The organism is Mycobacterium sp. GA-0227b (assembly GCF_001499855.1).
GTDB lineage: Bacteria > Actinomycetota > Actinomycetes > Mycobacteriales > Mycobacteriaceae > Mycobacterium.
The window spans coordinates 24,008-50,185 of the sequence record NZ_LQIK01000033.1 but is presented as its reverse complement, the minus strand read 5'-3'; the positions used below and the strand labels follow the sequence as shown (position 1 = coordinate 50,185).

The window sequence follows — 26,178 nt, the reverse complement described above, 5'->3', positions numbered from 1 at the left end:
CGCGCCATAAAGGTGCGCGCCTACTTGGTGCGGTTCATCGCCTTGTCGGCCGCGGCCCAATGCTCGTCGGACACCCACAGCCGCGCGAACGCATCGACGGCCTCCTCGGTCGAGGCGCCCTTCATCACGCGCTTGATCTCGCCTGCCGCACGGTGCGCGAGCTGGCGGGCGATCGCGCGCCAGTCCTCGTCGAACGACTCGCGCGGCAGCACGCGGTCGACCAAGCCGATTCGCTCCGCCTCGGCGGCCGCAAGGACGGTGCCGGTGCCGGCCAGCAGTAGCGCCTTGCTGTAGCCGACAAGCGGGACCAACCGCTCGGCTCCGCCCCAGGCCGGCATGATCTCGAGTGCCACCTGGTTGAAGCCGATCTTGATGTCGGATGCCGCCAGGCGAATGTCGGCCGCGACGGCGAACTCCGCACCGCCGCCGAGCGCATGCCCGTTGAGGACGGCGACGGTGACGCCGGGAAACGCCGCGATGCGGTCGCACACCGAACGCATGCGCCGCGCCATGGCGGCCGCATCGGCCACGGTGCGCAGCGCGGCCAGAAGTTTGAGATCGCCGCCCGACACGAACGCGCGATCACCGGCGCCTCTGATCACCAGGGCCGTGGCGCCCTCCGCTCCGTCGAGCGCGGTGTGCAGCTGCTCCATGGTCTCGGGTGCGATCGCATTGCGCGCCTGCGGGCGATCGATGGTGATGACGGCCAAACCGTCGTCCAACTCGAGGTCGACCATCAAACGTTCTCCATTTGCGGTATTGGCATTCTCGTAACCAGAGAATAACATCGCCTCGAGTCGGAGCTGCCGCCCAAGTGTGGGGAGTCCATGCGCAACATTCCGGTCGAGCTGACCAAACGCTACGAGGAAGAAGGTTGGTGGACCCCCGAGACGCTCGGTGAGTTGTTGGCCCGCAACCTGGCCGCACATCCGGACACCGGGTTCTGGGTGCACTCCGAGGTACGTCCGTACGCCGGCACGTTCGCCGACGTCGAACTGCGGGCCCGGCGTCTCGCGGCGGGTTTGCGCAAGCGCGGGGTGGGACCGGGAGACGTGGTCGCGCTGCAGCTGCCCAACTGGATGGAGGCCGCGGTTGCGTTCTGGGCCTCCACGTTCCTGGGTGCGGTCGTGGTGCCGATCGTGCACTTCTACGGCCGTAAGGAGCTCGGCCACATCCTCTCGACGTCGCAGCCGAAGGTTTTCATCACCGCGCGAGAGTTCGGCCGGATGGCCTTTCAGCCGGACCTGTCCGGCGCCGTGCCAACCGTCGGCCTGGTGGGCGAGAACAGCTTCGACGAGCTTCTCGACGACGAGCCGATGGCAGGGACGCTGGCGGCCGATCCGGCGGGCCCGGCCCTGATCGCGTTCACCTCGGGGACCACGAGCAACCCGAAAGGCGTTGTGCACAGCCATCAGACGCTGGGTTTCGAAACCCGACAGCTGCTGGAGAACTACCCCAAGGACCGCGGCAGGCAGCTGACCGCGACGCCGGTCGGGCACTTCATCGGCATGATCGGCGCGTTCCTCATCCCGGTGCTCGAGGGTGCGTCGATCGATCTGTGCGACGTGTGGGACCCCGGCAAGGTGCTCAAACTCATGGAGTCCGAAGGCCTGTCGATCGGCGGCGGGCCGCCGTACTTCGTCACCAGCCTGCTCGACCATCCGAATTGCACAGACGCGCATCGCTCCCGGTTCACCACGGTCGGCCTCGGCGGATCCACCGTTCCGGCCGCGGTCACCCGCCGGCTCGCCGACATGGGTTTCTTCGTGTTCCGGTCGTACGGCAGCACCGAGCATCCGTCCATCACGGGATCCAGGCCGACGGCGCCGGAGGACAAGCGGCTCTACACCGACGGCGATCCGCGCCCCGGCGTCGAGATCAAGCTCACCGAAGAAGGCGAAATCCTTTCGCGCGGACCGGATCTGTGCCTCGGCTATACAGATGCGGCGCTGACCGCGCGGGCCTTCGACGACGAGGGCTGGTATCACACCGGCGACATCGGCGTGCTCGACGACGACGGTTACCTCACGATCACCGACCGCAAGGCCGACGTCATCATCCGCGGCGGGGAGAACATCTCCGCGCTCGAGGTCGAAGAGGTGCTGTTGAGCATGCCGAGCGTGGCCGAGGCAGTCGTGGTGGCCGCACCCGACGACCGCCTTGGGGAGCGGGCGGCTGCGGTGCTGCGCATCCGCGAGGGTCATGACATGCCGACGCTGGGGCAGGTGCGCGAGCACTTCAAGGCCGCGGGCGTAGCAATTCAGAAGTGGCCGGAGGAGCTGCACCGGGTCCCGGAGGGGCAGGACTATCCGCGCACGGCCAGCGGCAAGGTGCAGAAGTTCCGCGTCCGCGAACAGGTGCGCCAGCACGGCACCGCTGCCCTCGCGAGACGTACGCCGGGGTCGTGATTCGGGGCCGACCGACAGCCCTGGTGTAGCTGTCGCGAACTGAACAGGCGGCCCCGCAACGCCGGGAGGCACGTTGCGATTCCGGCGTAAATGAGAATAGGATTCTCCCGAGAGGAAAAGGAGTGTTCCATGGGACAACTTTCACACCGGGTGGATATACCGTTTCCGCTGTTCGATGCGGACAACCACCTCTATGAGCCGCCGGAGGCGATGACCAAGTACCTCCCGAAGGAGTACAAGGACATCGTCCAGTACGTCGAGGTCAACGGCCGCACCAAGATCGCCATCAAGGGACAGATCAGCAACTACATCCCGAACCCGACGTTCTCGCACGTCGCCAAGCCCGGCGCTTGGGAGGAGTACTTCAAGTTCGGCAACCCCGACGGGAAGAGCAAGCGCGAACTCTTCGGTGAGCCGATGCGGTCCATCCCGGCGTTCTTCGAGCCCGAGCCGCGGCTGGAGCTGATGAACGAGCTGGGCGTCGACCGCTCGCTGATGTTCCCGACGCTGGCGAGCCTGATCGAGGAGCGGCTGCGCGATGACCCGGTGGCGATCCACGTCATCATCCACTCCCTGAACCAGTGGCTCGACGAGGTCTGGGGCTTCAACTACCAGAACCGCATCTTCACCACCCCGGTGATCACGCTGCCGATCGTCGAGAAGGCGATCGAGGAGTTGGAGTGGGCGGTCGCGCGCGGTGCTCGTGCCATTCTCGTTCGGCCGGCGCCGGTTCCCGGCTTCCGTGGTCCGCGGTCGTTCGCGCTGCCCGAGTTCGATCCGTTCTGGGAGCGGGTCGTCCACCACGACATCTTCGTCGGCATGCACTCGTCCGACAGCGGTTACTCCCGCTACACCTCGGAGTGGGACGGCGTTGCGCAGGAGATGCTGCCGTTCCAGACGAACGCGATGTCGATCCTCAACGAGTGGCGACCGATCCAGGACGCCGTGGCCTCCTGGGTGATTCACGGCGCGCTGTTCCGGCATCCGAAGCTCAAGGTCGGCATCGTCGAGGCCGGTTCGAAGTGGATGTTCCCGCTGCTGGACTCGATGGCCGAGGTGTACAAGAAGGCGCCAGAGGCCTTCCTGGGCAACCCGATCGAGGAAATCAAGAACCGCATCTACGTCAGCCCGTTCTACGAGGAGGGCATCGACGACCTGATCAACCTGATCGGCGTGGAGCAGGTGCTCTACGGCTCGGATTGGCCGCACCCGGAGGGTCTCGCGGAGCCGACCCACTACGTGACCGCGCTCGAGCACCTCTCGGTCGAGGATCAGGCGAAGATCATGGGCGGCAACCTGGGTCGCCTCGTCACCGTGTGACGTACCGAGACACCTGGGAGACCATCCCCGAGATGGTCTTGAGCGCAGCGGACCGGTTCGGCGACGCGGAGGCTGTCGTCGACGGTCCGCTGCGCTTGTCCTTCACCGAGTTGGTGCAGCGAATACGTTGCGCCGCAGGAGCTTTCGTCGAACTCGGTATCGACAAGGGCGATCGGGTCGCGCTCTGGGCGCCGAACTCTGCGGGCTGGATCATCGCGGCCTTCGGCCTGTTGAGCGCCGGCGGCGTGCTCGTCCCGGTCAACACCCGGTTCAAGCCGGAGGAGGCGGCCGACATCATCGGCCGCAGCGGCGCGAAGGCCGTGCTGGTGCAGAAGGACTTCCTCGGCATGGACTACTCGCTGTCCTCGTCGACGCCGGCCGGGCTGCCACCGGTGATCGACCTGGGTTCGGACTTCCTGGCGTCGGGGTCCGCGTCCGACCGAGTCGATGACCTGAAGGGCACCGACGTCGCGGACGTGATCTTCACGTCCGGCACCACCGGTAGGCCCAAGGGCGCGATGATGAACCATCGGCAGACGCTGCGGGCCTACGAGGAGTGGGCGACGCTCGCGGATCTCCGCGAGGGCGACCGCTATCTGATGATCAATCCGTACTTCCATACGTTCGGGCTCAAAGCCGGCCTCGTCGCGTCCTTCCTCCGGGGCGCGACGATGCTTCCGGTGGCCGCGTTCGACGTCGACCGGGTTGTCGACCTCGTCGAGCGCGAACGCATCACGATGTTGCCCGGCCCGCCCACGCTGTACCACTCGCTGCTGACCGTCGCCGACAAGGACCGGCTCGCGACCCTGCGGGCGGGAGTGACCGGCGCGGCCGACATCCCGGTGGAGCTGATCCGCCGCATCCGCGACGAGTTGCCCTTCCAGTCCCTGATGACCGGTTACGGGCTGACCGAAGCCGGCAACGTGACGCTGTCGCGGCCAGGGGACACCCCCGAGGACGTCGCGACGACGGCCGGCCTGCCGTGCGAGGACGTGGAAGTGCGCATCGCCGGCGACGGCGAGGTGCTGGTGCGCGGTTACAACGTCATGCAGGGCTACCTCGACGACCCCGTCGCGACGGCCGAGGCCATCGACGCCGACGGTTTCCTGCACACCGGCGATCTCGGCGAGTTCACCGAGTCGGGACGGTTGCGGATCGTGGGTCGCAAGAAGGACATGTTCATCGTCGGCGGCTTCAACGCCTATCCCGCCGAGATCGAGGGGTTTCTGCTCGAACATCCGGCGGTCGCCCAGGCTGCGGTGATCGGAGTGCCCGATGAGCGGATGGGCCAGGTCGGTAAGGCGTTCATCGTGCGCAACCCCGGTCACGACGGCGTCACGCCAGAGGACCTCATTTCGTGGAGCCGGGAGCGAATGGCGGGTTTCAAAGTGCCGCGCTCTGTAGAGTTCCTCGACAGGTTGCCGTTGAACGCCACCGGCAAGGTGATGAAGGACCGCCTTCAGGACAATCACGGCTGAGCGTCCGCGCAGCGTGTAAATAACATTTCCGCAGGAAACCCCGCGTTGCCGGGGGCTGCGGACGCGGGTATCGTCGCGGCGATACTCAAAATTGGATAATGCCATTCTCACGATTGATGCATGAAGCAGATGAGGAGGTCGCTGTGCCGTCTTTCAGGCGCCGCGAGTCGGTGATCGACGCGGACCGCGTCGCACAGCCGCCGCAGGATGACCCTGAGCAGCGGTCAGCGGACTCGGACGAGGCGCTGGCCCTCGCCGAGGAGGCGGAGGCCGAAGCCGCGGAAGCGGAGGCGATTGCCGCAGCCGCCCGCGCCCGCGCCAAGGCCATCCGGCTACGCAGGCAGGCAGCCGAGGCGAAGACGACTGAAGAGGCCTCGGCGCCGGTCGAGGATGCCGACGCGAAGGCCGACGAAGCGCTCGAGGAAACCCCCCACGAAACAGAGGACGCAACAGAGGACGCAACAGAGGCGGCGCCCGAGGCGGCACCCGGCGAACCCGCCGACGACGCATCTGAGGACGCAGCGGTCGCTACGGCCGAGGCGCCGGGGCGGTCCCGTCGGCTGCGGATGCCACGGATCAGGTGGAAGTTCGTCGCCGCAGCGCTGGCTGTCCTGCTCATCCTGGCATTCGCCGCCGCCAGCGGTTTCATGGTGTGGCATCACCGGCAGGCTGTCGCGGAACAAGAGCGCACTGCGGAGTTCGCCGCTGCCGCGCGACAGAGTGTTGTGACGCTGATGTCGCTGGACTTCAACAAGGCCCAGGAAGACGTGAAGCGAATCATCGACAACTCGACGGGGCAGTTCAAGGCGGATTTCGAGGCGCAGGCTGAGGACTTCGCCAAGGTCGCCAAGGAATCGAAGGTGGTCACCGAGGTCACCGTCAACGTCGCCGCGGTCAAGTCGATGACCGACAACAACGCCACCGCGCTGGTGTCGGCCACCTCGCGGGTCACCAACACCGCCGGCGCCAATCAGGAGCCGCGCTCGTGGCGGCTGATGGTGGACCTGGTCCGCGAGGGCGACCAGATCAAGATGTCGAAAGTCGAGTTCGTACCGTGAGCACCGAAACCAACACCGAAGAGGTCGACGTGAACTCCGCGGCTTCCGACGAACCGGAATCCGCGGCAGCCGAACCGGAGTCGACTGCGGTCGAGGAAGCGACGCCGCAACCGGCCGCGAAAAGCAGGCCGAAGAGGTTGCCGGGCATCCGAAAACACCTCGGCGCCATCATGCTCACGCTTCTGCTCGTTGTGTCCGCAGGTGTCGCGGCGTGGCTGTACTTCTTCCAGTTCCGGGTCGATCAGCAGACGAACGAGGATGCCCAACAGGTCGCGTTGGACGCGGCGACAACGGGTACCACGGCGCTGCTGTCGTATGCACCGGAAACCATGGACAAGGATTTCGCGGCCGCAAAGTCGCATCTGACCGGCGACTTCCTGGACTACTACACGCAGTTCACCGAGCAGATCGTGACCCCGGCGGTCAAGGAGAAGCAGGTGAAGACCAGCGCGGCCGTCGTGCAGGCCGGCGTGGCGGAAATGCATCCCGACTCCGCGGTGGTGTTGGTCTTCGTCAACCAGACGACGACCAGTAAGGAGAACCCGGACGGGGCGTTTGCCGCGAGCGCGGTCAAAGTCGGCCTGACCAAGTCCGACGGCCGCTGGCTGATCAACACTTTCGACCCCGTGTAGCGTCGCCGCCGTGACGGCGACTCCTGCCCAACGTCTCTCGGCGATCGTGCCGTTGCCGTTGGCAGACCATGCTGCGGCGGTGTTCCAACCGCTGGCGGGGCAGGCACCGCTGGCGCGCGTCGTGCGAGACTGCCTGGACGCGGTCGCCGATCCAGCCCGCGTCGTCGTGTCGGTCGCCGAACACCTCGCCGGGGATGTTCGCGACCTGCTCACTCGCGAGGGAATGGCCGCGGTGGCAGTGGCGGTGGCCGAGGGACCGGCCGCCCGGGCGCAGTGTCTGGCGGCCGCGCTCGAACACGTTGTAAGCCAGCCTTTCTCGGCGCCGTTCGTGCTCGTGCACGATGTGCGGCAACCGCTGACGCCGCCGGACCTGCGCGACCGGGTGATCGCGCGCCTGGTGGATGGAGCGCCCGTGGTGCTGCCCGTGTTGCCGGTCACCGACAGCGTGAAGGTCGTCGACGACCGCGGGGCGGTGATCACGTCGCTGGATCGCTCAACCCTCCAGGCCGTGCAGTTCCCGCGCGGCTTCGCCGCCGATCACCTCGCCCGGTTACTCGCCGAGTCGGCCGGAGAGTTCGACGAGGCCGTCGCGGCGATTCGTTCGGCCACACCGATCACCACCGTCGACGGCGACGCGGAGGCCGTCCTCGCCGAACTGCCGCACGACTCCGAGTTCCTCGAGGCGCTCATTGCGAGTCGCCGCTCGTGCTGACGCCCACCAGGAGATGCTCGGCGACCGCGATGTCCCGCGCGAAAGTGACCTTGATGTTGCGCAGTTCACCGGGAAACGTATGCACCGCAACATCGGTGAACGCCTCGATGCACGACGACGTATCGGTCCCCTCGAAGCGGTGACGCTCAGCGCTTCGGTACGCCTCGAGCAGCGCGACGGCCCGGAAGGCCTGCGGCGTCTGCACCCGAACCAGCGTTGGTCCCCCGGCCGGCTGCTGTAACGCTGTGGTCATCACGGCCTTCAGCGGCAATGCGGGTACGGCACCGCCGAACTCACGTGCGACCGCGAGCGCGCGGACGAACATCTCGGGCCCGGCCACCGGCCGCGCGGCGTCATGGATCACCACGACATCGATCGCCCCTGACTCGATCGCGGCGGCGAGATGGCGCAGCACGTTGAGCTCCGAACCGTGCCGGCTGTCACCGCCCTCGACGAACTCCACCCGGGCCGTGGGCAATTCGCGCGCCACCACATCTTGGGCCAGGTCGAGTTCGCCGGGCCGGTAGACCAACACGATGCGCCCGACGCCGGGCACTCGGGTGAGTGTCTCGAGCGACCACGCCACCATCGGGCGACCCGCCACCCGAAGGTAGGCCTTGTTGCCACCGGCGCCGACCCTGGTTCCCATGCCCGCGGCCAGCACCACGGCCACGGCGTGGGGTTGCGGGACGGTCATCCCCGTATCTTGGCACTGACCGCGCTCGCCGCCCGGCACAGGCCGACGGCTATGCCTGGATCGCTGCCATGCACTGCGGTGGAATGTAGCGGAGGGAGGACGGCGACGATGAGCGAGACGGAGCGCGTATCGGCGGCCATACCGCATCGGATGCGCAAAATGTCCGGTCGCGATCCCGACGAGCAGCACCGCGTGGCCACGCCGCTGGAACTGCTCTTCGATCTGACGTTCGTGGTCGCGTTCGGCATCGCGGCCAACGAGTTCGCCCACCTGCTCGCCGAGAACCGCGTAGGTCCGGGGGTGCTCGGTTTCTCGTTCGCGACGTTCGCGGTGTGCTGGGCGTGGATCAACTTCAGTTGGTTCGCGTCGGCCTACGACACCGACGACTGGATCTACCGGCTGATGACCATGCTGCAGATGGTCGGCGTCATCGTCATGGCGCTCGGTTTCCCGCCGATGTTCGCGTCCATCGACCATGGTGCGCACATCGACAACCGTGTCATGGTCGCGGGCTACGTCGTGATGCGTATCGCCTTGGTGGGGCAGTGGTTACGGGCGGCCGCGCAGGACCCGCAGCACCGCTCCGCATGCCTGACGTACGTCGCCGCCGTCACCTTGGCTCAGGCGCTGTGGATCGTGAGCATCTTCCTGGACACGTCGGGACTGGTGACGTTGATGATTGTCGTCGTGCTGATCGGAATCGAGACGCTGGGGCCGCTTCTCGCGGAGACCCGTCGTGGCGGCACGCCGTGGCACGCCCACCACATCGCCGAACGCTATGGGCTGCTGACGATCATCGCGCTCGGTGAGGGCGTCGTCGGCACGGTCGCGTCGTTGACGGCAGTGGTCAACTCACAGGGGTGGACGTTCGACGCCGCGTTCGTCGTCGTGGCCGGTATCGGGCTCACGTTCGCGATGTGGTGGATGTACTTCCTGATGCCTCAGGCCGAGCGGCTACACGCCCGCCGCGACCGGTCCTTCTGGTTCGGGTACTTCCCGATGGTGACGTTGGGCGCGATCGTCGCGACCGGTGCCGGTCTCCATGCGGCCGCCTACTACATCGAGCACCATTCCGAACTCGGCTCTGTCGGAACCGTGCTCGCGGTCGCGGTGCCCGTGGGCATCTTCGTGGTGTCGGTGTACGCGCTCCACACGCTCATGGTGCGCACGGTGGCGGCCGTGCATGTGCTGCTGATCGGGCTCACCGTCGCGGTGCTCGGCCTGGCGGTGTGGCTTGCGGCGACGGGGATCTCGATGGCCAACTGTCTGCTGGTCGTCACGCTCGCACCGATCGTGACCGTCGTCGGGCACGAAATCATCGGAGTAAACCGCCGTTCGAGGGCCGGTTTGCGCAGCTGACGCCTCGGGTACGCGTTCTGCATGCCGAAGACAACGAAGGGTGGCAGTGCCCGCAAGAGTGAACTGCCGAGCACGCTGCAGAAGTCGGACGCCAAGGCCCAACGGACCTTCGCCAAGGCGCACGACGCCGCAGCCAAGGAATACGGCGAAGGCGAACGCGCGCACCGCGTCGCCTATAGCGCGCTCAAACACAGCTACGAGAAAGTCGGCGACCACTGGGAGCCCAAGTCCAAGAAGGGCCCGTCGGATCGTCGAGCGCGTAGCGGCGGACCGAATGCCAAAGGGGACACCGCAGAGGGCGTCAACGCGAGTGCTACCAAAAAGCATCTGATGGAAGTCGCTCGGCGGCTGGATGTTTCAGGCCGGTCGACGATGTCGAAGAACGAACTGGTATCGGCGATCAAGAAGGCGAACCGCCGCGCGACCGCCCGCAGTCGCTAGTTCGGGTTTCGTCAAGGCGCTATGCCGGCCGGGCGTCCAGCCCCTCCAGCAGCATCCGTTCCTGCTCGACGGCCATCAGTCTGCGGGCCTTGCGCCGGGTGATGAGGATGCCGGCCACCGCCAGCGCCCAGATCGCGTACTGCACGATCCACGCCGACCGGAACGAGTCGAAGGAGATCTCTCCGGCGGTGTCGAGGATGACTCCCATCGCCTGCATCACCAACAGCGAGGCGATGAAGCCGCCCATATTGACCAGGCCGGAAGCGGTGCCGAGGGTGGCGCTCGGGTTGAAGGTCCGCGCGAAGTCGAAGCCGACCATCGAACCGGGCCCGCCCACCGAGATCACCACGATCAGCACCACCAGCAGCCAGAGCGGCGCCGGCCCCGACAGCGCCAACACCACAGTCCACATGAACGCGTTGCTGGCGATGATTGCCAGGACAAGCCGCGAGCGCCGGTGTGGGCGTCGTCCGGTGAAGATGCCGATCAGCACGCCGGCCGTGATGGCGGCCAGCACCGAAACCGTCAACAACGCGCCAGCCAAGCCGGCCGAGAGGCGCTGGGCACTGGTCAGATACGGGACGCCCCACATCAGCGCGAACACGGTCACCGAGAACTGTGTGCCCATGTGGGTGAAGAACCCGAGCCGGGTGCCGGGTCGCAGCCAGACAGTCTTGACGCTGGTCAGCGTCTCGCGCACGGAGGTCGTCTCCACCTCGACCGCGTTGCCGGCCGGAGTGTTCTTCACCAGCGTCACGGTCAGGACCATCGACAACACGCCCAGCGCGGCCACCGACACGTATGCCGTGGACCAGCCCCAAGCGTTGAGAATGGCGAAGAACGGGACCGCCGAAAGCACCTGACCGAGCTGCCCGCAGATTCCGGTCAGCTGCGTGACCAGGGGAACTTGTCGAGGACTGAACCAGTGCGGCACCAGCCGTAGCACCGAGATGAAGGTGACCGCGTCGCCCAAGCCGAGCAGCGCTCGCGCGCCGATGGCCGTCGGTAGCGATTCGGTGAACGCGAGCGCTAGTTGGCCGGTCGCCATGAGCGTGGCGCCGACGACGATCAGCGTCTTGGAGCCGAAACGGTCCAACAGCAACCCCGCGGGCACCTGCGCGCCGGCGTAGACGATGACCTGCAGCACGACGAACGTCGACAGCAGGCTGGGGCTGGCCTGGAACCGTTCTGCCGCATCGAGGCCGGAGACGCCCAATGTGGTGCGGTCGAGAACTGCGACGATGTATGCGAACAGTCCGGTGGCCCAGACGATCCAGGGACGCACACCGAACCTTCCGATGGTTGATAAGTCTGACTTTTCAATGGTTCCGTATGCCGGGTCCCGGAGGCCAATCCGACGACGGTGAGTTCGCTCACCGATGCCGCCGACACTTGGGTGAAGTTGGCTGAGACGGAATCTGTCGCGCGGAAGTCGCCTAGCCGATGCCGATAACAGCGCTGATAGGGATGGTTAGGTGGGCTTGCTGGCAAACCGCGATGAGTCCACGCCGACCTTCGCTCGCAAACGCCCAAGCGCGGTTACAGTGATCCCATGGAGCGTCGCGGTGCACTGCCGGACCGCGCCCCCGGCAGCGGCGGCGGTCGCGGCGTTGGCTGAGTACCGCCTCGACGAATTGGCGCAGATATCCGGTGTCAGCGCCCGCAACATCCGCGCGTACCGAGAGCGTGGACTGCTCGACCCGCCACGGCGAGTCGGCCGCTCGGCGTTCTACGACGACTATCACCTGTCGCAGCTGCGCACCATCAACCAGTTGCATCGCCGCGGTTTCAGCTCCGCCCACATCGCCGAGTTCTTCGCCAGCCTCCGACGAGGCGCCGACCTCGCCGACATTCTCGGAATACAACGGGCCGTCCTGGGCCCGAGAACCGAAGCCGGTGAGGGCGCGCCCATGGTGGCCGACACGGCGCCGCGAGCGCTCGACATCGACCCCGACAGCGATGAGGCGCTCCGGCTGGTCAACGCCGGCCTGGCGCAACTGAGCGACGGTGTCATGACGTTGACCGATCCCGCGGTGGCGCAGGTGGTGGCGCGTGCGACGGAACAACGCGACTACGTCCGTGCGCTGCTGCACATCTCCGAGGCCACCGGTCGGGCGATCGACGGGCTGGCGGAGGGGTTCTTACAGGGGCTCGACGAATGTGTGGCCGCGCGGTTCGGTGAGGGCCGGACGCCCCGGCCGGAGGACGCCGAAGAACTCGGCCAGCTGGTGCGCGACTACCGCGACCTGTGGACGAGTGTGGTGTCGCATCGACTCGACAAGGCGTTGCATGAGCACACGGCGGCCGCCGACTCCGGGTACGCCGCGGGCGTCCTGCTCAGCGGCCGCCGCGAGTCCTGAGCCTCACCCCTTGATCTGCTGCCACTTGGCGATCCACTCGTCGTACGTCGTGCAGTCGTCGCCGGAGCCGTCGACGCAGTCCTTCTGAGGGGTGGTCCAGTAGTGGATCTTGGCGGCAAAGCCCGCGTCGGCGGCGTGGTAGATGTCGCAGAAATCCCGCTCGGTGGTGTGCTCACAGGCCTTCACGTTGGCGGGCGCCTCGCCGAAGAACTCGGCGGCTTCGGCGTTGACCTCCGGTGAGGAGATCCAGTTCATCCACTTGTACATGCAGTTGGGATGAGCCGCCTTCGACGAAATCATCCAGGTGTCCGACCAACCGGTGGAGCCCTCCTTGGGCAGCACCGTGTTGACCTGAACCTTGTTGCGCGCGCCGATCGTGTTGGCGATCACCTGCCAGGTGGTGCCGATGACCGAGGCGCCGGACTCGAAGCCCTGCACCTCCTTGGTGTAGTCCGACCAGTACTGGCCGATGTTCTCGCGTTGCTTCTCGAGCAGTTCGACCGCGGCGTCGAGTTGTTCGTCGCTCAACGAGTACGGATCCTCAATGCCCAGTTCGGGTTTCGTCTTGGACAGGTACAGCGCGGCATCAGCGATGTAGATGGGCGAGTCGTATGCTGTGACCTTGCCCTTGTACCTGCTTGCGTCGTCGAACACCGCGGCCCATGAATTCGGCGCGTCGCGGACGACCTCGATGTTGTACATCAGCAGATTGGCGCCCCAGCCATGCGGAATGCCGTACATCTGTCCGTCGACCGAGTTCCACGATTTGTTCTTGAGGAACGACGAAATGTCTTCGTAATTCGGCACCAGCGAGGTGTTCACCGGTGCCACATCGCCGGCGTAGATGAGGCGCAGCGTTGCGTCGCCGGATGCCGAGACGCCGTCGTAGTTTCCGCTGCGCATCAACTGGACCATCTCGTCGGAGGTGTTTCCGAGCGTCACCTCGGTCTGACAACCGGTCTGTTGTTCGAACGGTGTCACCCAGTCGGCGCCGCGGTCGTTCGAGCCGTCTTCGGCGTAGCCCGCCCACGCGATCAAGTTGAGGCGTCCTTCGCCCTTGCCGACCGTGGCGAGCGGTTCGAGCTTGGGTGGCGTCTGGCCGGTCGCCGAACTCCGCTCGTTCGAACACGCGGTTGTCAGCGCCAGCACGAGGGCGGCGCAGCTGATGACGACCGAACCGGTCCGCGCGGCGCACGCCATGAGCGGCATCTGCTACTCCTCGTTCGATAGGTCGCCGGAGACCTTCCGGACGCCGATCAGCTGGACCTGCGGGTCGTCCACGCCAGCAGTAGCATTCGCCGCCGCCGGTGCGCCGACCGCATCCGAGGGCATAGCCAATCCTAGGAACGTGCGCACCGGGCAGTGGTTCATTGGCAGTCCCGCGTGTCCCCTTAGCTCGGCAACCCGACGGCTTTTGGTAACCATGATGCGGTTGTGACCAGTGGGGTTGGAGCGACTATTGGGGCAGCTGGATGTGGTCGGAGCGTACTTCTGGCGGCACACTGGGGATCGCCTGGGAGGGCCGCCCACGCCACCGCGCATCTGCATCAGGTGGAGATCGATAAACGGTCCGTCTCCGGGGTCGGCGTGGACATCGATCACGTCCTGAAGCCGCGCTTCGGGCAGCGGGGCTAAACCTTACCGATCAGTAAGTCGAGCCAGCAAACAAATTCCAGTGGCCGACGGCCCCGAGAAGACAAATCGCGTCCGATTGTCTCCTTTCGCCGCGGTGACGGCGCTGGTGAGGCCGGGCGAAAATTTTTACATAACGATTCGATAACAATACTGCTTTGATCAGCGCAGTTCTGCCTACTCGACCGTAACCACCTGCATGCAGGACGTTTGTCCCGAATGGCTTCCGCCGGTGCAGAACTGCGCGTTATCCCGCGACGGGTTACCCGAGCGTAGAACTGATCAGTAACCATTTTGGAGGCTAAAAAGCCTCTCCTCTTATGACACTCTTAGTACGGCTGGAGTGCACGGAAGGCGGTCCGCGAGGCACCGCGGGACCGCCCGCCCGGACCAGTCGGGATTCAATGCCGAATCGCGTGGCGCCGCGGCAGGGAGCCGGCAGCGCGGGAGCTTCTCAGACACAGCCGACGACGAGCATGACGCGGGACAGAGGGAGATAACGAGACGTGACGATCAACGAGCAGCACCGGGTGTCCACTGACCGCACCACGGGAGCCGCGCACGCCGGTACCCACGCGCTCGTCGATCGGCTGAACGCCGGTGAACCCTACGCCGTGGCCTTCGGAGGACAGGGCGGCTCCTGGCTGGAGAACCTCGAGGAACTGGTCAGCTCGGCCGGCATCGAGTCCGAGCTCAGCGAGGTGGCCGGGGAGGCCGCGCTGCTGCTCGAGCCGGTCGCCCGTGAACTGGTGGTGGTGCGACCGATCGGCTTCGAGCCGCTGCAATGGGTACGCGCGCTGGCCGCCGACGAACCGCTGCCCCCGACCAAGCAGCTCATCACCGCGGCGATCTCCGGACCGGGCATCCTGCTCGCACAGATGGCCGCGATCCGCGCCGCCGTCCGCCAGGGACTCGACCTGTACGGCGCCCCGCCGGTCGCCATGGCGGGGCATTCGCAGGGCGTCATCGCCTGCGAATCGCTGCGCACACGGGGCGCCAAGGACGCCGAACTGCTGGCGCTGCTGCAACTGATCGGCGCGGCCGGATCACTGGTCTCGCGGCGGCGCGGCATGGTGGGTCGCGGGGACAAGTCGCCGATGGTCTCGGTGACCAACGTCGATCCGGACCGCATCGCAGAACTGCTCGAGGAGTTCTCCACCGACGTGCGCACGGTGCTGCCGCCGGTGCTGTCGATCCGCAACGGCAGGCGGTCGGTCGTCATCACCGGAACCCCCGAGCAACTGGGACGGTTCGAGCTGTACTGCGCCAAGATCACCGAGAAGGAAGAGGCCGAGCGCAAGAACAAGGTCCGCGGCGGCGCGGTTTTCAGTCCGGTGTTCCACGGGGTGCAGGTCGAGGTCGGGTTCCACACCCCTCGGCTCGCAGACGGGGTCGAGCTGGTCGACCGGTGGGCCGAAAAGTGCGGGATCGACGCCGAACTCGCGCACGAGATGACCGAGCACATCTTCGTGCGCCCGATCGACTGGGTCGCCGAGGTGGAGCGGCTGCACGAGGCCGGTGCGAAGTGGATCGTCGACCTCGGCCCGAGCGACACCGTGACGCGGCTGACGGCCCCCATCATCCGCGGGCTGGGGGTGGGCATCGTGCCCGCCGCAACGCGGGTCGGACAGCGCAATCTGTTCACCGTCGGTGCTGAGCCCGAGGTGCCGCCGGCGTGGTCGAGCTACGCCCCGACCACCGTGCAGTTGCCCGACGGCTCGGTGAAGCTGTCGACGAAGTTCACCCGGCTCACCGGGCGCTCGCCGATCCTGCTCGCGGGGATGACCCCGACCACCGTCGACGCCAAGATCGTCGCGGCCGCCGCCAACGCCGGCCACTGGGCCGAACTCGCCGGTGGTGGACAGGTCACCGAGGAGATCTTCACCGACCGCATCGCCGAGTTGACGACGCTGCTCGAGCCGGGCCGTGCCGTGCAGTTCAACTCGCTGTTCCTCGATCCGTATCTGTGGAAGCTGCAGCTGGGCGGAAAGCGCCTGGTGCAGCGGGCGCGTCAGTCCGGTGCACCGATCGACGGCGTCGTCGTGTCCGCGGGCATCCCCGAACTCGAGGAAGCCGTCGAGCTGATCGACGAGCTCAACACCGTCGGCATCACCCACGTGGTGTTCAAACCGGGCACGGTCGACCAGATCAAGTCCGTCATCAAGATCGCCGCGGAGGTGCCGGGCAAGGACGTCATCGTGCACATCGAGGGTGGCCGCGCCGGCGGGCACCACTCGTGGGAGGACCTCGACGACCTGCTGCTGAGCACCTACGGGGAGCTACGCAAACTGCCCAACATCACCGTCTGCGTCGGCGGCGGAATCGGCACCCCCGAGCGGGCGGCCGAGTACCTGTCCGGCCAGTGGGCCACCGAGTACGGGTTCCCCGCGATGCCGGTCGACGGCATCCTGGTGGGCACCGCGGCGATGGCGACGCTGGAGGCCACCACTTCGCCCGCCGTCAAGCAGATGCTGGTCGAGACCACTGGCACCGAACACTGGATCAGCGCCGGAAAAGCCCAGGGCGGCATGGCTTCCAGCCGCAGCCAACTCGGCGCCGACATCCACGAGATCGACAACGCCGCATCACGCTGCGGCCGGCTGCTCGACGAGGTCGCCGGTGACGCCGAAGCGGTGGCGGCCCGCCGCGACGAGATCATCACCGCGATGGCCACCACCTGCAAGCCGTACTTCGGCGATGTCGTCGAGATGACCTACCGCCAGTGGCTGGAACGCTACGTCGAATTGGCGATCGGCGACGACGACAGCACCGCCGACACGAAGCTGCCGAACAGCCCGTGGCTGGCCGACACCTGGCGCGACCGCTTCGCCGACATGCTGCACCGCGCCGAGGCCCGGCTGCACCCACAGGATTCCGGCCCGATCGCCACGCTCTTCGGTGACGCTGCGCTGCTTGATGATCCGGACCGGGCGATCGCCACGCTGGTGGGGCACTATCCGGAATCGGAGACGCTGCGGTTGCACCCGGCCGACGTGCCGTGGTTCGTCACGCTGTGCAAGACCCCCGGCAAGCCGGTCAATTTCGTGCCGGTCATCGACAAGGACGTGCGGCGGTGGTGGCGCAGCGACTCGCTGTGGCAGGCCCACGACGCCCGCTACACCGCCGACGAGGTGTGCATCATCCCCGGCACGCAGGCGGTCGCGGGCATCACCCGCGTCGACGAGCCGGTCGGCGAGCTGCTCGACCGCTTCGAGCAGGCCGCGATCGACGAGACGCTCGCCGCCGACGGTAACCCGGTGCCGGTGGTTTCGCGCCGCCAGGCGCGCGCCGACGTCACCGGGCCGCTCGCGGTGGTGCTCGACTCGCCCGACGTGTTGTGGGCGGGCCGCGTCGCGATCAACCCGGTGCACCGAATCGGCGCTCCAAATGAGTGGCAGGCCAACGAAAACCGCAATGCGACGCACCCTTCCACCGGGGCTCGGCTCGAGCTCAGCGGTGACCGGGTGACGTTGAGCGTGCCGCTGTCCGACATCTGGGTCGACATCCCGTTCACGCTGCCGGAGTGCACGGTCAACGGCGGCATGCCCGTCGTCACGGTCGAGGACGCGTCAACCGCGATGCGTGCCGTGCTGGCGATCGCGGCCGGCATCGAAAGCTCGGGCGGGCCCGACGATTTACCCCCGGTGCGCGACAACGTCGCGACGGTGACCGTCGACTGGGATCCCGAACGGGTCGCCGACCACACCGGCGTCACCGCGACGTTCGGCGCCCCGCTGGCGCCGGGCCTCACGCTCGTCCCCGACGCGCTCGTCGGCCACTGCTGGCCCGCGGTTTTCGCGGCGATCGGGGCGGCGCTCACCGAAGACGGCTTCCCCGTCGTCGAAGGCCTGCTGAGTCTGGTGCATCTCGACCACGCCGCGCATCTGCTGGGCCAGATGCCGAAAACCCGGGCCGAATTGGCAATCACCGCAACGGTTTCGACCGCCACCGACACCGAATACGGACGCGTCGTGCCCGTGGAGGTGCAGATCCGCGACGCCGAGGGCGACCTGCTGGCCACTCTCGAGGAGCGCTTCGCGATCCGCGGTCGCACCGGCGCAGCCGAACTCGCCAATCCGCCGCGTGCCGGCGGGGCAATCACCGACAACGCGACCGACACCCCGCGGCGCCGGCGCCGCGACGTGACCGTCACCGCGCCGACGGACATGAGCGCCTTCGCGGTCGTCTCCGGTGATCACAACCCGATCCACACCGACCGCGCCGCCGCATTGCTGGCGGGCCTCAAATCGCCCATCGTGCACGGCATGTGGCTGTCGGCGGCCGCACAGCACGTCGTCGCCGCCACCGACGGCAAGCCAGCCCCGCCGGCGCGCGTCGTCGGCTGGACCTCGCGCTTCCTCGGCATGGTGCTGCCCGGTGACGAGGTCGACTTCCGCGTCGACCGCGTCGGAATCGACCGTGGCGCAGAGATCGTCGAGATCACCGCCAAAGTCGCGGGCGACCTCGTCATGTCCGCGACGGCGCAGCTCGCCGCGCCCAAGACCGTCTACGCGTTCCCGGGCCAGGGCATCCAGCACAAGGGCATGGGGATGGAGGTGCGCGCACGCTCCAAGGCCGCCCGCAAGGTGTGGGACACCGCCGACAAGTTCACCCGCGACACGCTGGGCTTCTCGGTGCTGCACGTGGTGCGCGACAACCCGACCAGCCTGATCGCCAGTGGCGTGCACTACCACCACCCCGACGGCGTGCTGTTCTTGACCCAGTTCACCCAGGTCGCGATGGCGACGGTGGCCGCCGCCCAGGTGGCCGAGATGCGCGAGCAGGGCGCGTTCGTCGAAGGAGCCATCGCCTGCGGTCACTCCGTCGGCGAGTACACCGCGCTGGCGTGCGTCAGCGGTGTCTACGAGCTGGAAGCGTTGCTGGAGGTGGTGTTCCACCGCGGCAGCAAGATGCACGACATCGTGCCGCGCGACCACCTCGGCCGGTCGAACTACCGGCTCGCCGCGATCCGGCCGTCGCAGATCGACCTCGACGACGCCGACGTCAAACAGTTTGTCGCTGACATCGCCGCGAATACTGGGGAATTTCTAGAGATCGTCAACTTCAACCTGCGCGGATCGCAGTATGCGATCGCCGGCACCGTGCGCGGGCTGGAGGCACTGGAGGAAGAAGTCGAGCGGCGCCGCGAGATCACCGGCGGCAAGCGGTCGTTCATCCTGGTGCCGGGCATCGACGTGCCGTTCCACTCGTCGGTGCTGCGGGTCGGTGTGGCCGACTTCCGCCGCTCGCTGGAGCGCGTGATGCCGCGTGACCAGGACCCGGCGCTGATCGTCGGCCGCTACATCCCGAACCTGGTTCCGCGGCCGTTCACCCTCGACCGCGACTTCATCCAGGAGATCCGCGACCTGGTGCCGGCCGAGCCGCTCGACGAGATCCTCGCCGACTACGACACCTGGCGGAACGAGAAGCCGGCCGAGCTCTGCCGCAAGGTCGTGATCGAGCTGCTGGCATGGCAATTCGCCAGCCCGGTGCGCTGGATCGAAACCCAGGATCTGCTGTTCATCGAGGAAGCCGCGGGCGGCCTGGGCATCGAGCGCTTCGTCGAGATCGGCGTGAAATCCGCGCCGACGGTGGCGGGCCTGGCGGCCAACACCCTGAAGCTGCCCGAATACTCGCACAGCACAACCGAAGTGCTGAACTCCGAGCGCGACGCGGCGGTGCTGTTCGCCACCGACACCGACCCCGAGCCCGAACTCGGTGACGAGCCGGCCCCCGCTCCCGCGCCTGAGGCCACCGCACCCGTCGAGGCCGCCGCACCGGCCGCCCCGGCTCCAGCGCCCGCAGCGCCCGCCGGCGCTCCGCGGCCGGACGACATTACGTTCGACGCCGCCGACGCCACCATGGCGTTGATCGCGCTGTCGGCGAAGATGCGCATCGACCAGATCGAGCCGCTGGACTCCATCGAATCGATCACCGACGGCGCGTCGTCGCGACGTAACCAACTGCTGGTCGACCTGGGCTCGGAGCTCGACCTCGGTGCCATCGACGGTGCGGCGGAAGCGGATCTGGCCGGGCTCAAGGGCCAGGTCACCAAGCTGGCCAGGACCTACAAGCCCTTCGGCCCGGTGCTGTCCGACGCGATCAACGACCAACTGCGCACGGTGTTCGGTCCGTCGGGCAAGCGGCCCGCCTACATCGCCGAGCGCGTCACCAAGACGTGGGAACTGGGCCCGGGATGGATCAAGCACGTCACCGTCGAGGTGGCGCTCGGCACCCGCGAGGGGTCCAGCGTCCGCGGTGGCGACCTGGGCGGCCTGCACGACGGCGCGCTGGCCGACGCGGCCACCGTCGACAAGGTGATCGACGCGGCGGTCTCCGCGGTGGCGGCAAGGCGCGGTGTTGCGGTGTCGCTGCCGTCCGCCGCGGGCGGCAGCGGGGGCGTGGTGGACTCCGCCGCGCTGTCCGAGTTCGCCGAGCAGGTCACCGGCCGCGACGGCGTGCTGGCCTCGGTGGCCCGCACGATCCTGGGTCAGCTGGGTCTCGAGACCGCGGTCCCTGTACCGGAGGCCACCGACGCCGAGCTGATCGACCTGGTCACCGCCGAACTGGGTTCGGACTGGCCGCGTTTGGTGGCGCCGGTGTTCGACGGTCGCAAGGCAGTGCTCTTCGACGACCGCTGGGCCAGTGCTCGCGAGGATCTGGCCAAGCTGTGGCTGCTCGACGAGGACGAGATCGACGCGGACTGGCAGCGGCTCTCGCAGCGTTTCGAGGGCGCCGGTCACGTCGTCGGCACGCAGGCCACCTGGTGGCAGGGTAAGGCGCTGGCGGCGGGTCGCAATATCCACGCCTCGCTGTACGGGCGCGCCGCGGCGGGTGCGGAGAACCCCGGCGCAGGTCGCTACAGCGACGAGGTCGCCGTCGTCACCGGTGCCTCGAAGGGGTCGATCGCCGCGTCCGTGGTGGCGCAATTGCTCGACGGCGGGGCGACGGTCATCGCGACGACGTCCAAGCTCGACGACGACCGGTTGGCGTTCTACCGCACCCTCTACCGCGACCACGCCCGCTGGGATGCCAAGTTGTGGGTGGTGCCGGCCAACATGGCGTCCTACACCGACATCGATGCGCTGGTTCAGTGGGTCGGCAGCGAGCAGACCGAAAGCCTTGGGCCGCAGTCGATCCACCTCAAGGACGCCCAGACGCCGACGCTGCTGTTCCCGTTCGCCGCGCCGCGGGTGGCCGGCGACCTGTCCGAGGCCGGGTCGCGCGCCGAGATGGAGATGAAGGTGCTGCTGTGGGCCGTGCAGCGGCTGATCGGCGGACTGTCACACATCGGGGCCGAACGTGACATCGCCGCGCGACTGCACGTCGTGCTGCCCGGCTCACCGAACCGCGGAATGTTCGGCGGTGACGGCGCCTACGGCGAGGCCAAGTCCGCGCTCGACGCGCTGGTGACCCGATGGAAGGCCGAAACATCGTGGGCGCAGCGGGTTTCGTTGGCCCACGCGCTGATCGGGTGGACCAAGGGCACGGGCCTGATGGGTCACAACGACGCGATCGTCGGCGCGGTCGAAGAGGCCGGTGTGCGCACGTACACGACCGACGAGATGGCCCACATGCTGCTCGGGTTGTGCGACATCGAGTCCAAGGTGGCCGCGGCGCGCGAGCCGCTGCAGGCCGACTTCACCGGTGGGTTGGCCGACGTCGACATCGACATGGCCGAACTGGCCGCCAAGGCTCGCGATGAGATGGTGACCGAAAGCCGAACCGAGGAAACCGATCACGAGGGCACCGTGCGTGCGTTGCCGTCGCCGCCGCGGGGCTACAAGTCCGCGCCGCCGCCGGAATGGGCGGACCTCGACATCGACCCGGCCGACATGGTGGTCATCGTCGGCGGCGCCGAGCTGGGGCCGTACGGCTCCTCGCGCACCCGCTTCGAGATGGAGGTCGACAATGAGCTGTCGGCGGCCGGCGTGCTCGAGCTGGCATGGACGACCGGCCTGGTCAAGTGGGAGGACGATCCGACGCCGGGCTGGTACGACACCGAAACCGGCGAGCTGGTCGACGAGGGCGAGCTGGTGGAGCGTTACCACGACGCCGTGATCGAGCGGGTTGGTATCCGCGAGTTCGTCGGCGACGGTGCGATCGACGCCGACCACACTGCGCCACTGCTGGTTTCGGTGTTCCTCGACAAGGACTTCACCTTCGTGGTGTCCAACGAGGAGGAGGCCAGGGCGTTCCTCCGCGCCGATCCGGAGCACACCGTCATCGCACCCGTTTCGGACAGCGGTGACTGGCAGGTCACCCGCAAGGCGGGCACCGAGATCCGGGTGCCGCGCAAGACGAAGCTGTCGCGCACCGTCGGTGCGCAGATCCCCACCGGCTTCGATCCGATGGTCTACGGCGTCAGCCAGGAGATGATGAACTCCATTGACCGGCTGGCGATCTGGAACCTGGTCACCACCGTCGACGCGTTCCTGTCCGCCGGCTTCACGCCAGCGGAACTGATGCGCTGGGTGCACCCCAGCCTGGTGGCCAGCACGCAGGGCACCGGCATGGGCGGCATGACGTCGATGCAGACCATGTACCACGGCAACCTGCTGGGCCGGAACAAGCCGAACGACATCCTGCAGGAGGTCCTGCCGAACGTGTACGCGGGGCACGTCGTGCAGTCCTATGTGGGCAGTTACGGCGCGATGATCCACCCCGTCGGGGCCTGCGCCACCGCGGCGGTGTCGGTCGAGGAGGGCGTCGACAAGATCAAGCTCGGCAAGGCGGAGTTCGTGGTCGCCGGCGGGTACGACGACCTGACGCTCGAGGCCATCATCGGGTTCGGTGACATGGCCGCGACCGCGGACACCGAGATGATGCGGGCCAAGGGCATCAGCGACTCGAAGTTCTCCCGCGCCAACGACCGTCGTCGGCTCGGGTTCGTCGAGGGCCAGGGCGGTGGCACCATCCTGCTGGCCCGCGGTGATCTCGCGCTCAAGATGGGGTTGCCGGTGCTCGCGGTGGTCGGCTACGTGTCGTCATTCGGCGACGGTGTGCACACCTCGATCCCGGCCCCGGGCCTCGGCGCGCTGGCGGCGGGCCGTGGCGGTCGCGGCTCGCAGTTGGCGCGCTCGCTGGCAGAACTCGGCGTCGGACCCGACGACATCGCGGTGGTCTCCAAGCACGACACCTCGACGCTGGCCAACGATCCCAACGAGACGGAGCTGCACGAGCGGCTCGCCGACTCGCTGGGCCGGTCGGAGGGGGCACCGTTGTTCGTGGTGTCGCAGAAGAGCCTGACCGGTCATTCGAAGGGCGGCGCGGCTGCATTCCAGATGATGGGGCTGTGCCAGATCCTGCGCGACGGCGTCATCCCGCCGAACCGCAGCCTCGATTGTGTCGACGACGAACTCGCCGGTGCTGCGCACCTGGTCTGGCTGCGGGACACGCTGGACTTCGGGGACAAGTTCCCGCTGAAGGCGGGGCTGATCACCAGCCTGGGCTTCGGCCACGTGTCCGGTCTGATCGCGCTGGTGCATCCGCAGGCGTTCCTCGCCGCGCTCAGCCCCGAGGAACGCGCGCAGTACAAGCAGCGCGCGGACGCCCGCGTGCTGGCGGGTCAGCATCGGCTCGCGTCGGCGATCGCGGGCGGCAAGCCGCTGTACGAGAAACCGGCCGACCGCCGGTTCGGCCACGACGCCCCGGAGAAGCGGCAGGAAGCCGAGATGCTGCTCGATCCGGCGTCGCGGCTCGGCGACGACGACGTGTATGTGCCCGCACACGCGTGAGATAGCGTTTCGCCCATGGCGATAGTCGGGGTGGGGATCGACCTGGTCTCCATACCCGAGTTCGCCGAGCAGGTCGACCAGCCGGGGACCGTTTTCGCCGAGACGTTCACGCCCGGCGAGCGGCGGGACGCCGCCGACAAGAGCTCGTCGGCGGCGCGACACCTGGCGGCCCGGTGGGCGGCGAAGGAGGCCGTGATCAAGGCCTGGTCGGGCTCGCGGTTCGCCAAGCGGCCCGTGCTGCCCGAGGCGATCCACCGCGACATCGAGGTGATCACCGACATGTGGGGCCGCCCGAAGGTGCGACTGTCCGGGGCGATCGCCGAGCACCTGCGCGACGTCACGATCCACCTGTCGCTGACGCATGAGGCCGGCACCGCCGCCGCGGTCGCCATCCTCGAAGAGCGCTAGGTCTATTCCGCGAGCGACCGTGTCTGCACACGACACGCCGCGCTTTGCTGGCATCATGCGGTCGCTCGCGGGGGATGACTGACCCGCTAGCGTCGATGTCATGAGCGATCTGAAACAGCTGGTGCGCGACGTGCTGCCGTCGGTGCGGCGCGACCTGGAAGACCTGGTGCGCATCGAGTCGGTGTGGGCCGACCCGGCGCGGCGCGGCGAGGTGCAGCGCAGCGTCACCGCGGTGGCAAAGCTGTTGACCGACGCCGGCTTCGGCGACGTACAGATCGTCAGCGAGGGCGGCGCGCCCGCCGTCATCGCCCGCCATCCCGCGCCGCCGGGTGCGCCGACGGTGCTGCTGTACGCCCATCACGACGTACAACCCGAGGGCGATCCGGCGCAGTGGCATTCGCCGCCGTTCGAGCCCACCGAGCGCGACGGACGCCTGTACGGCCGCGGTACTGCTGACGACAAGGCCGGCATCGCAACACATTTGGCTGCCTTTCGGGCGCACGGCGGCGATCCGCCGGTCGGTGTCACGGTGTTCGTCGAGGGCGAGGAGGAGTCGGGCTCACCGTCGCTGCCACGCCTGCTGGCGGCGCATCGCAAGACCCTGGCCTGCGACGTGATCGTGCTCGCCGACTCGGACAACTGGAGCACGGAGGTGCCGTCGCTGACGGTGTCGCTGCGGGGACTGGCCGACTGCATCGTCGAGGTCGCCACGCTGGATCACGGCCTGCACTCGGGGCTGTGGGGCGGTGTCGTGCCCGACGCGTTGAGTGTGCTGGTGCGGATGTTGGCCAGCCTGCACGACGACGACGGCAATGTCGCGGTCGCGGGTCTGCACGAGGCCACCGCTGCTGACCTCGACTATCCGTCGGAACGTGTGCGCAAGGAAGCCGCGCTGCTGGACGGCGTATCCGAAATCGGTTGCGGCTCGGTGCCGCAACGGTTGTGGGCCAAACCGGCGATCACGGTCATCGGCATCGACGCCACGCCCGTCGACAAGTCGTCGAACACCTTGATTCCGCGGGCGCGCGCCAAAGTCAGCATGCGCGTCGCGCCCGGCGGCGATGCCGCAGAGCACCTGGCGGCGTTGACGCGGCACCTCGAGCAGCACGCGCCGTGGGGTGCGCAGGTGACCGTCACAGCGGGTGACCTCGGGCAGCCGTACGCGATCGACGCCAGCGGACCGGTCTACGACGCGGCCCGGGCCGCCTTCCGGGAGGCGTGGGGCGCCGAACCGGTCGACACGGGAATCGGCGGTTCAATTCCGTTCATCGCCGAGTTCGCCGCCGCGTTCCCGTCGGCGAAAATTTTGGTGACCGGAGTGGAAGACCCTGCGACGCAGGCGCATAGCGTCAACGAGAGCTTGCACCTCGGAGTGCTCGAGCGCGCCGCGGTCTCCGAGGCCCTCTTGTTGGCCGAACTGGGGAAGTGCGGCTCAGACGGACAAATCGCGACGTAGCTTCGCGACGTGCCCGGTGGCGCGCACGTTGTACTGCGCCTCGGCGATCCTGCCCTCCTCGTCGACGACGAACGTCGACCGGATGACACCCTGAACGGTCTTGCCGTACATCATCTTCTCGCCGAACGCGCCCCAGGCGGTGAGCACTTCGCGATCGGGGTCCGAGAGCAACGGGAAGGTCAGCTTCTCCTTGTCGCGGAACTTGGCCAGCTTCTCCGGCTTGTCGGGGGAGATGCCGATGACGTCGAGCCCGGCGTCGTTGAGCTCACGAAGGTTGTCCCGGAAATCACACGCCTGCTTCGTGCAGCCAGGGGTCGACGCCGCCGGGTAGAAGTACACGACGACCTTGCGGCCCTTGTAGTCGGCGAGCTTCACGGTGTTGCCGTCGGCGTCGGGCAGGCTGAACGCAGGGGCTTTGTCGCCTACCTCGAGTCGCGGAGTCTGTGGCACGCGGGGGCATCCCTTCTGTCGACCGGTGCG

17 protein-coding genes and 1 pseudogene are annotated in these 26,178 nt (G+C 67.6%); 13 read left to right on the top strand and 5 right to left on the bottom strand.

Features of this window, described 5'->3' with window-relative positions:
• Window positions 1-20 precede the first annotated feature (20 nt).
• On the bottom strand, window positions 21-737 hold the full coding sequence (locus AU185_RS22195) for an enoyl-CoA hydratase/isomerase family protein (protein ID WP_059101906.1): 717 nt from the start codon (window positions 735-737) through the stop codon (window positions 21-23).
• A 90-nt stretch (window positions 738-827) separates the two neighbouring features.
• On the opposite strand from AU185_RS22195, the gene AU185_RS22190 reads away from it, so the two are divergent.
• From AU185_RS22190 to AU185_RS22165, 6 genes are all read left to right on the top strand, one after another.
• On the top strand, window positions 828-2,408 hold the full coding sequence (locus tag AU185_RS22190; protein WP_059101905.1) for an AMP-binding protein: 1,581 nt from the start codon (window positions 828-830) through the stop codon (window positions 2,406-2,408).
• A gap of 129 nt (window positions 2,409-2,537) precedes the next feature.
• Entirely contained in the window at window positions 2,538-3,728 is a 1,191-nt protein-coding gene (locus AU185_RS22185) for an amidohydrolase family protein (protein ID WP_059101904.1), read from the top strand.
• Window positions 3,725-5,206, top strand: a complete 1,482-nt coding sequence (locus AU185_RS22180) for a FadD3 family acyl-CoA ligase (RefSeq protein ID WP_082684032.1) — start codon at window positions 3,725-3,727, stop codon at window positions 5,204-5,206. Before AU185_RS22185 ends, AU185_RS22180 begins: the two co-directional genes overlap by 4 nt.
• A 143-nt stretch (window positions 5,207-5,349) precedes the next feature.
• Window positions 5,350-6,264, top strand: coding sequence for an Rv1363c family protein (locus tag AU185_RS22175; RefSeq protein WP_059102094.1), 915 nt, complete (start codon window positions 5,350-5,352; stop codon window positions 6,262-6,264).
• Entirely contained in the window at window positions 6,261-6,896 is a 636-nt protein-coding gene (locus AU185_RS22170; protein ID WP_082684031.1) for an Rv1363c family protein, read from the top strand. The genes AU185_RS22175 and AU185_RS22170 overlap by 4 nt, the downstream gene beginning before the upstream one ends.
• A 10-nt stretch (window positions 6,897-6,906) precedes the next feature.
• Window positions 6,907-7,608 carry an IspD/TarI family cytidylyltransferase gene (locus AU185_RS22165; protein ID WP_059101903.1) on the top strand — a complete coding sequence of 234 codons (702 nt, stop codon included), beginning with the start codon at window positions 6,907-6,909 and terminating at the stop codon, window positions 7,606-7,608.
• On the opposite strand, the gene AU185_RS22160 is transcribed toward AU185_RS22165, so the two are convergent.
• Window positions 7,583-8,305 (bottom strand): IspD/TarI family cytidylyltransferase, encoded by a 723-nt coding sequence (locus tag AU185_RS22160; RefSeq protein WP_172800177.1) that lies wholly within the window; start codon window positions 8,303-8,305, stop codon window positions 7,583-7,585. The genes AU185_RS22165 and AU185_RS22160 overlap by 26 nt on opposite strands.
• Before the next feature lie 108 nt (window positions 8,306-8,413).
• Here AU185_RS22160 and AU185_RS22155 point away from each other — a divergent pair, with 108 nt between their 5' ends.
• Window positions 8,414-9,664 carry a low temperature requirement protein A gene (locus AU185_RS22155; protein ID WP_059101901.1) on the top strand — a complete coding sequence of 417 codons (1,251 nt, stop codon included), beginning with the start codon at window positions 8,414-8,416 and terminating at the stop codon, window positions 9,662-9,664.
• A 21-nt stretch (window positions 9,665-9,685) separates the two neighbouring features.
• A complete protein-coding gene (locus tag AU185_RS22150; RefSeq protein WP_059101900.1) occupies window positions 9,686-10,105 on the top strand; it encodes a ChaB family protein in 420 nt (139 codons plus the stop codon).
• A gap of 19 nt (window positions 10,106-10,124) precedes the next feature.
• On the opposite strand, the gene AU185_RS22145 is transcribed toward AU185_RS22150, so the two are convergent.
• A complete protein-coding gene (locus tag AU185_RS22145; RefSeq protein WP_059101899.1) occupies window positions 10,125-11,390 on the bottom strand; it encodes an MFS transporter in 1,266 nt (421 codons plus the stop codon).
• Between the two features lie 280 nt (window positions 11,391-11,670).
• Between AU185_RS22145 and AU185_RS22140 the strand changes: the two genes are divergently transcribed.
• Entirely contained in the window at window positions 11,671-12,465 is a 795-nt protein-coding gene (locus AU185_RS22140; RefSeq protein ID WP_353612191.1) for a MerR family transcriptional regulator, read from the top strand.
• 3 nt (window positions 12,466-12,468) lie between these two features.
• Here the strand turns inward: AU185_RS22140 and AU185_RS22135 are convergent, their stop codons facing one another.
• A complete protein-coding gene (locus AU185_RS22135; protein WP_059102091.1) occupies window positions 12,469-13,665 on the bottom strand; it encodes an ABC transporter substrate-binding protein in 1,197 nt (398 codons plus the stop codon).
• Between the two features lie 271 nt (window positions 13,666-13,936).
• Between AU185_RS22135 and AU185_RS25920 the strand changes: the two are divergent.
• The 4 genes and pseudogenes from AU185_RS25920 to AU185_RS22120 all read left to right on the top strand — a co-directional run.
• A pseudogene (locus AU185_RS25920) lies at window positions 13,937-14,100 on the top strand (hypothetical protein); the annotation flags it as partial.
• Between the two features lie 503 nt (window positions 14,101-14,603).
• Window positions 14,604-23,834, top strand: a complete 9,231-nt coding sequence (locus AU185_RS22130) for a type I polyketide synthase (RefSeq protein ID WP_059101898.1) — start codon at window positions 14,604-14,606, stop codon at window positions 23,832-23,834.
• Window positions 23,835-23,849: 15 nt separating this feature from the next.
• Complete coding sequence (gene acpS / locus AU185_RS22125) at window positions 23,850-24,242, top strand: holo-ACP synthase AcpS (protein ID WP_059101897.1); 393 nt, start codon at window positions 23,850-23,852, stop codon at window positions 24,240-24,242.
• 100 nt (window positions 24,243-24,342) lie between these two features.
• Window positions 24,343-25,698 (top strand): dipeptidase, encoded by a 1,356-nt coding sequence (locus AU185_RS22120; RefSeq protein WP_059101896.1) that lies wholly within the window; start codon window positions 24,343-24,345, stop codon window positions 25,696-25,698.
• On the opposite strand, the gene bcp is transcribed toward AU185_RS22120, so the two are convergent.
• A complete protein-coding gene (gene bcp / locus AU185_RS22115; RefSeq protein ID WP_059101895.1) occupies window positions 25,675-26,148 on the bottom strand; it encodes a thioredoxin-dependent thiol peroxidase in 474 nt (157 codons plus the stop codon). The two genes, AU185_RS22120 and bcp, sit on opposite strands and share 24 nt — an antisense overlap.
• Window positions 26,149-26,178 lie beyond the last annotated feature (30 nt).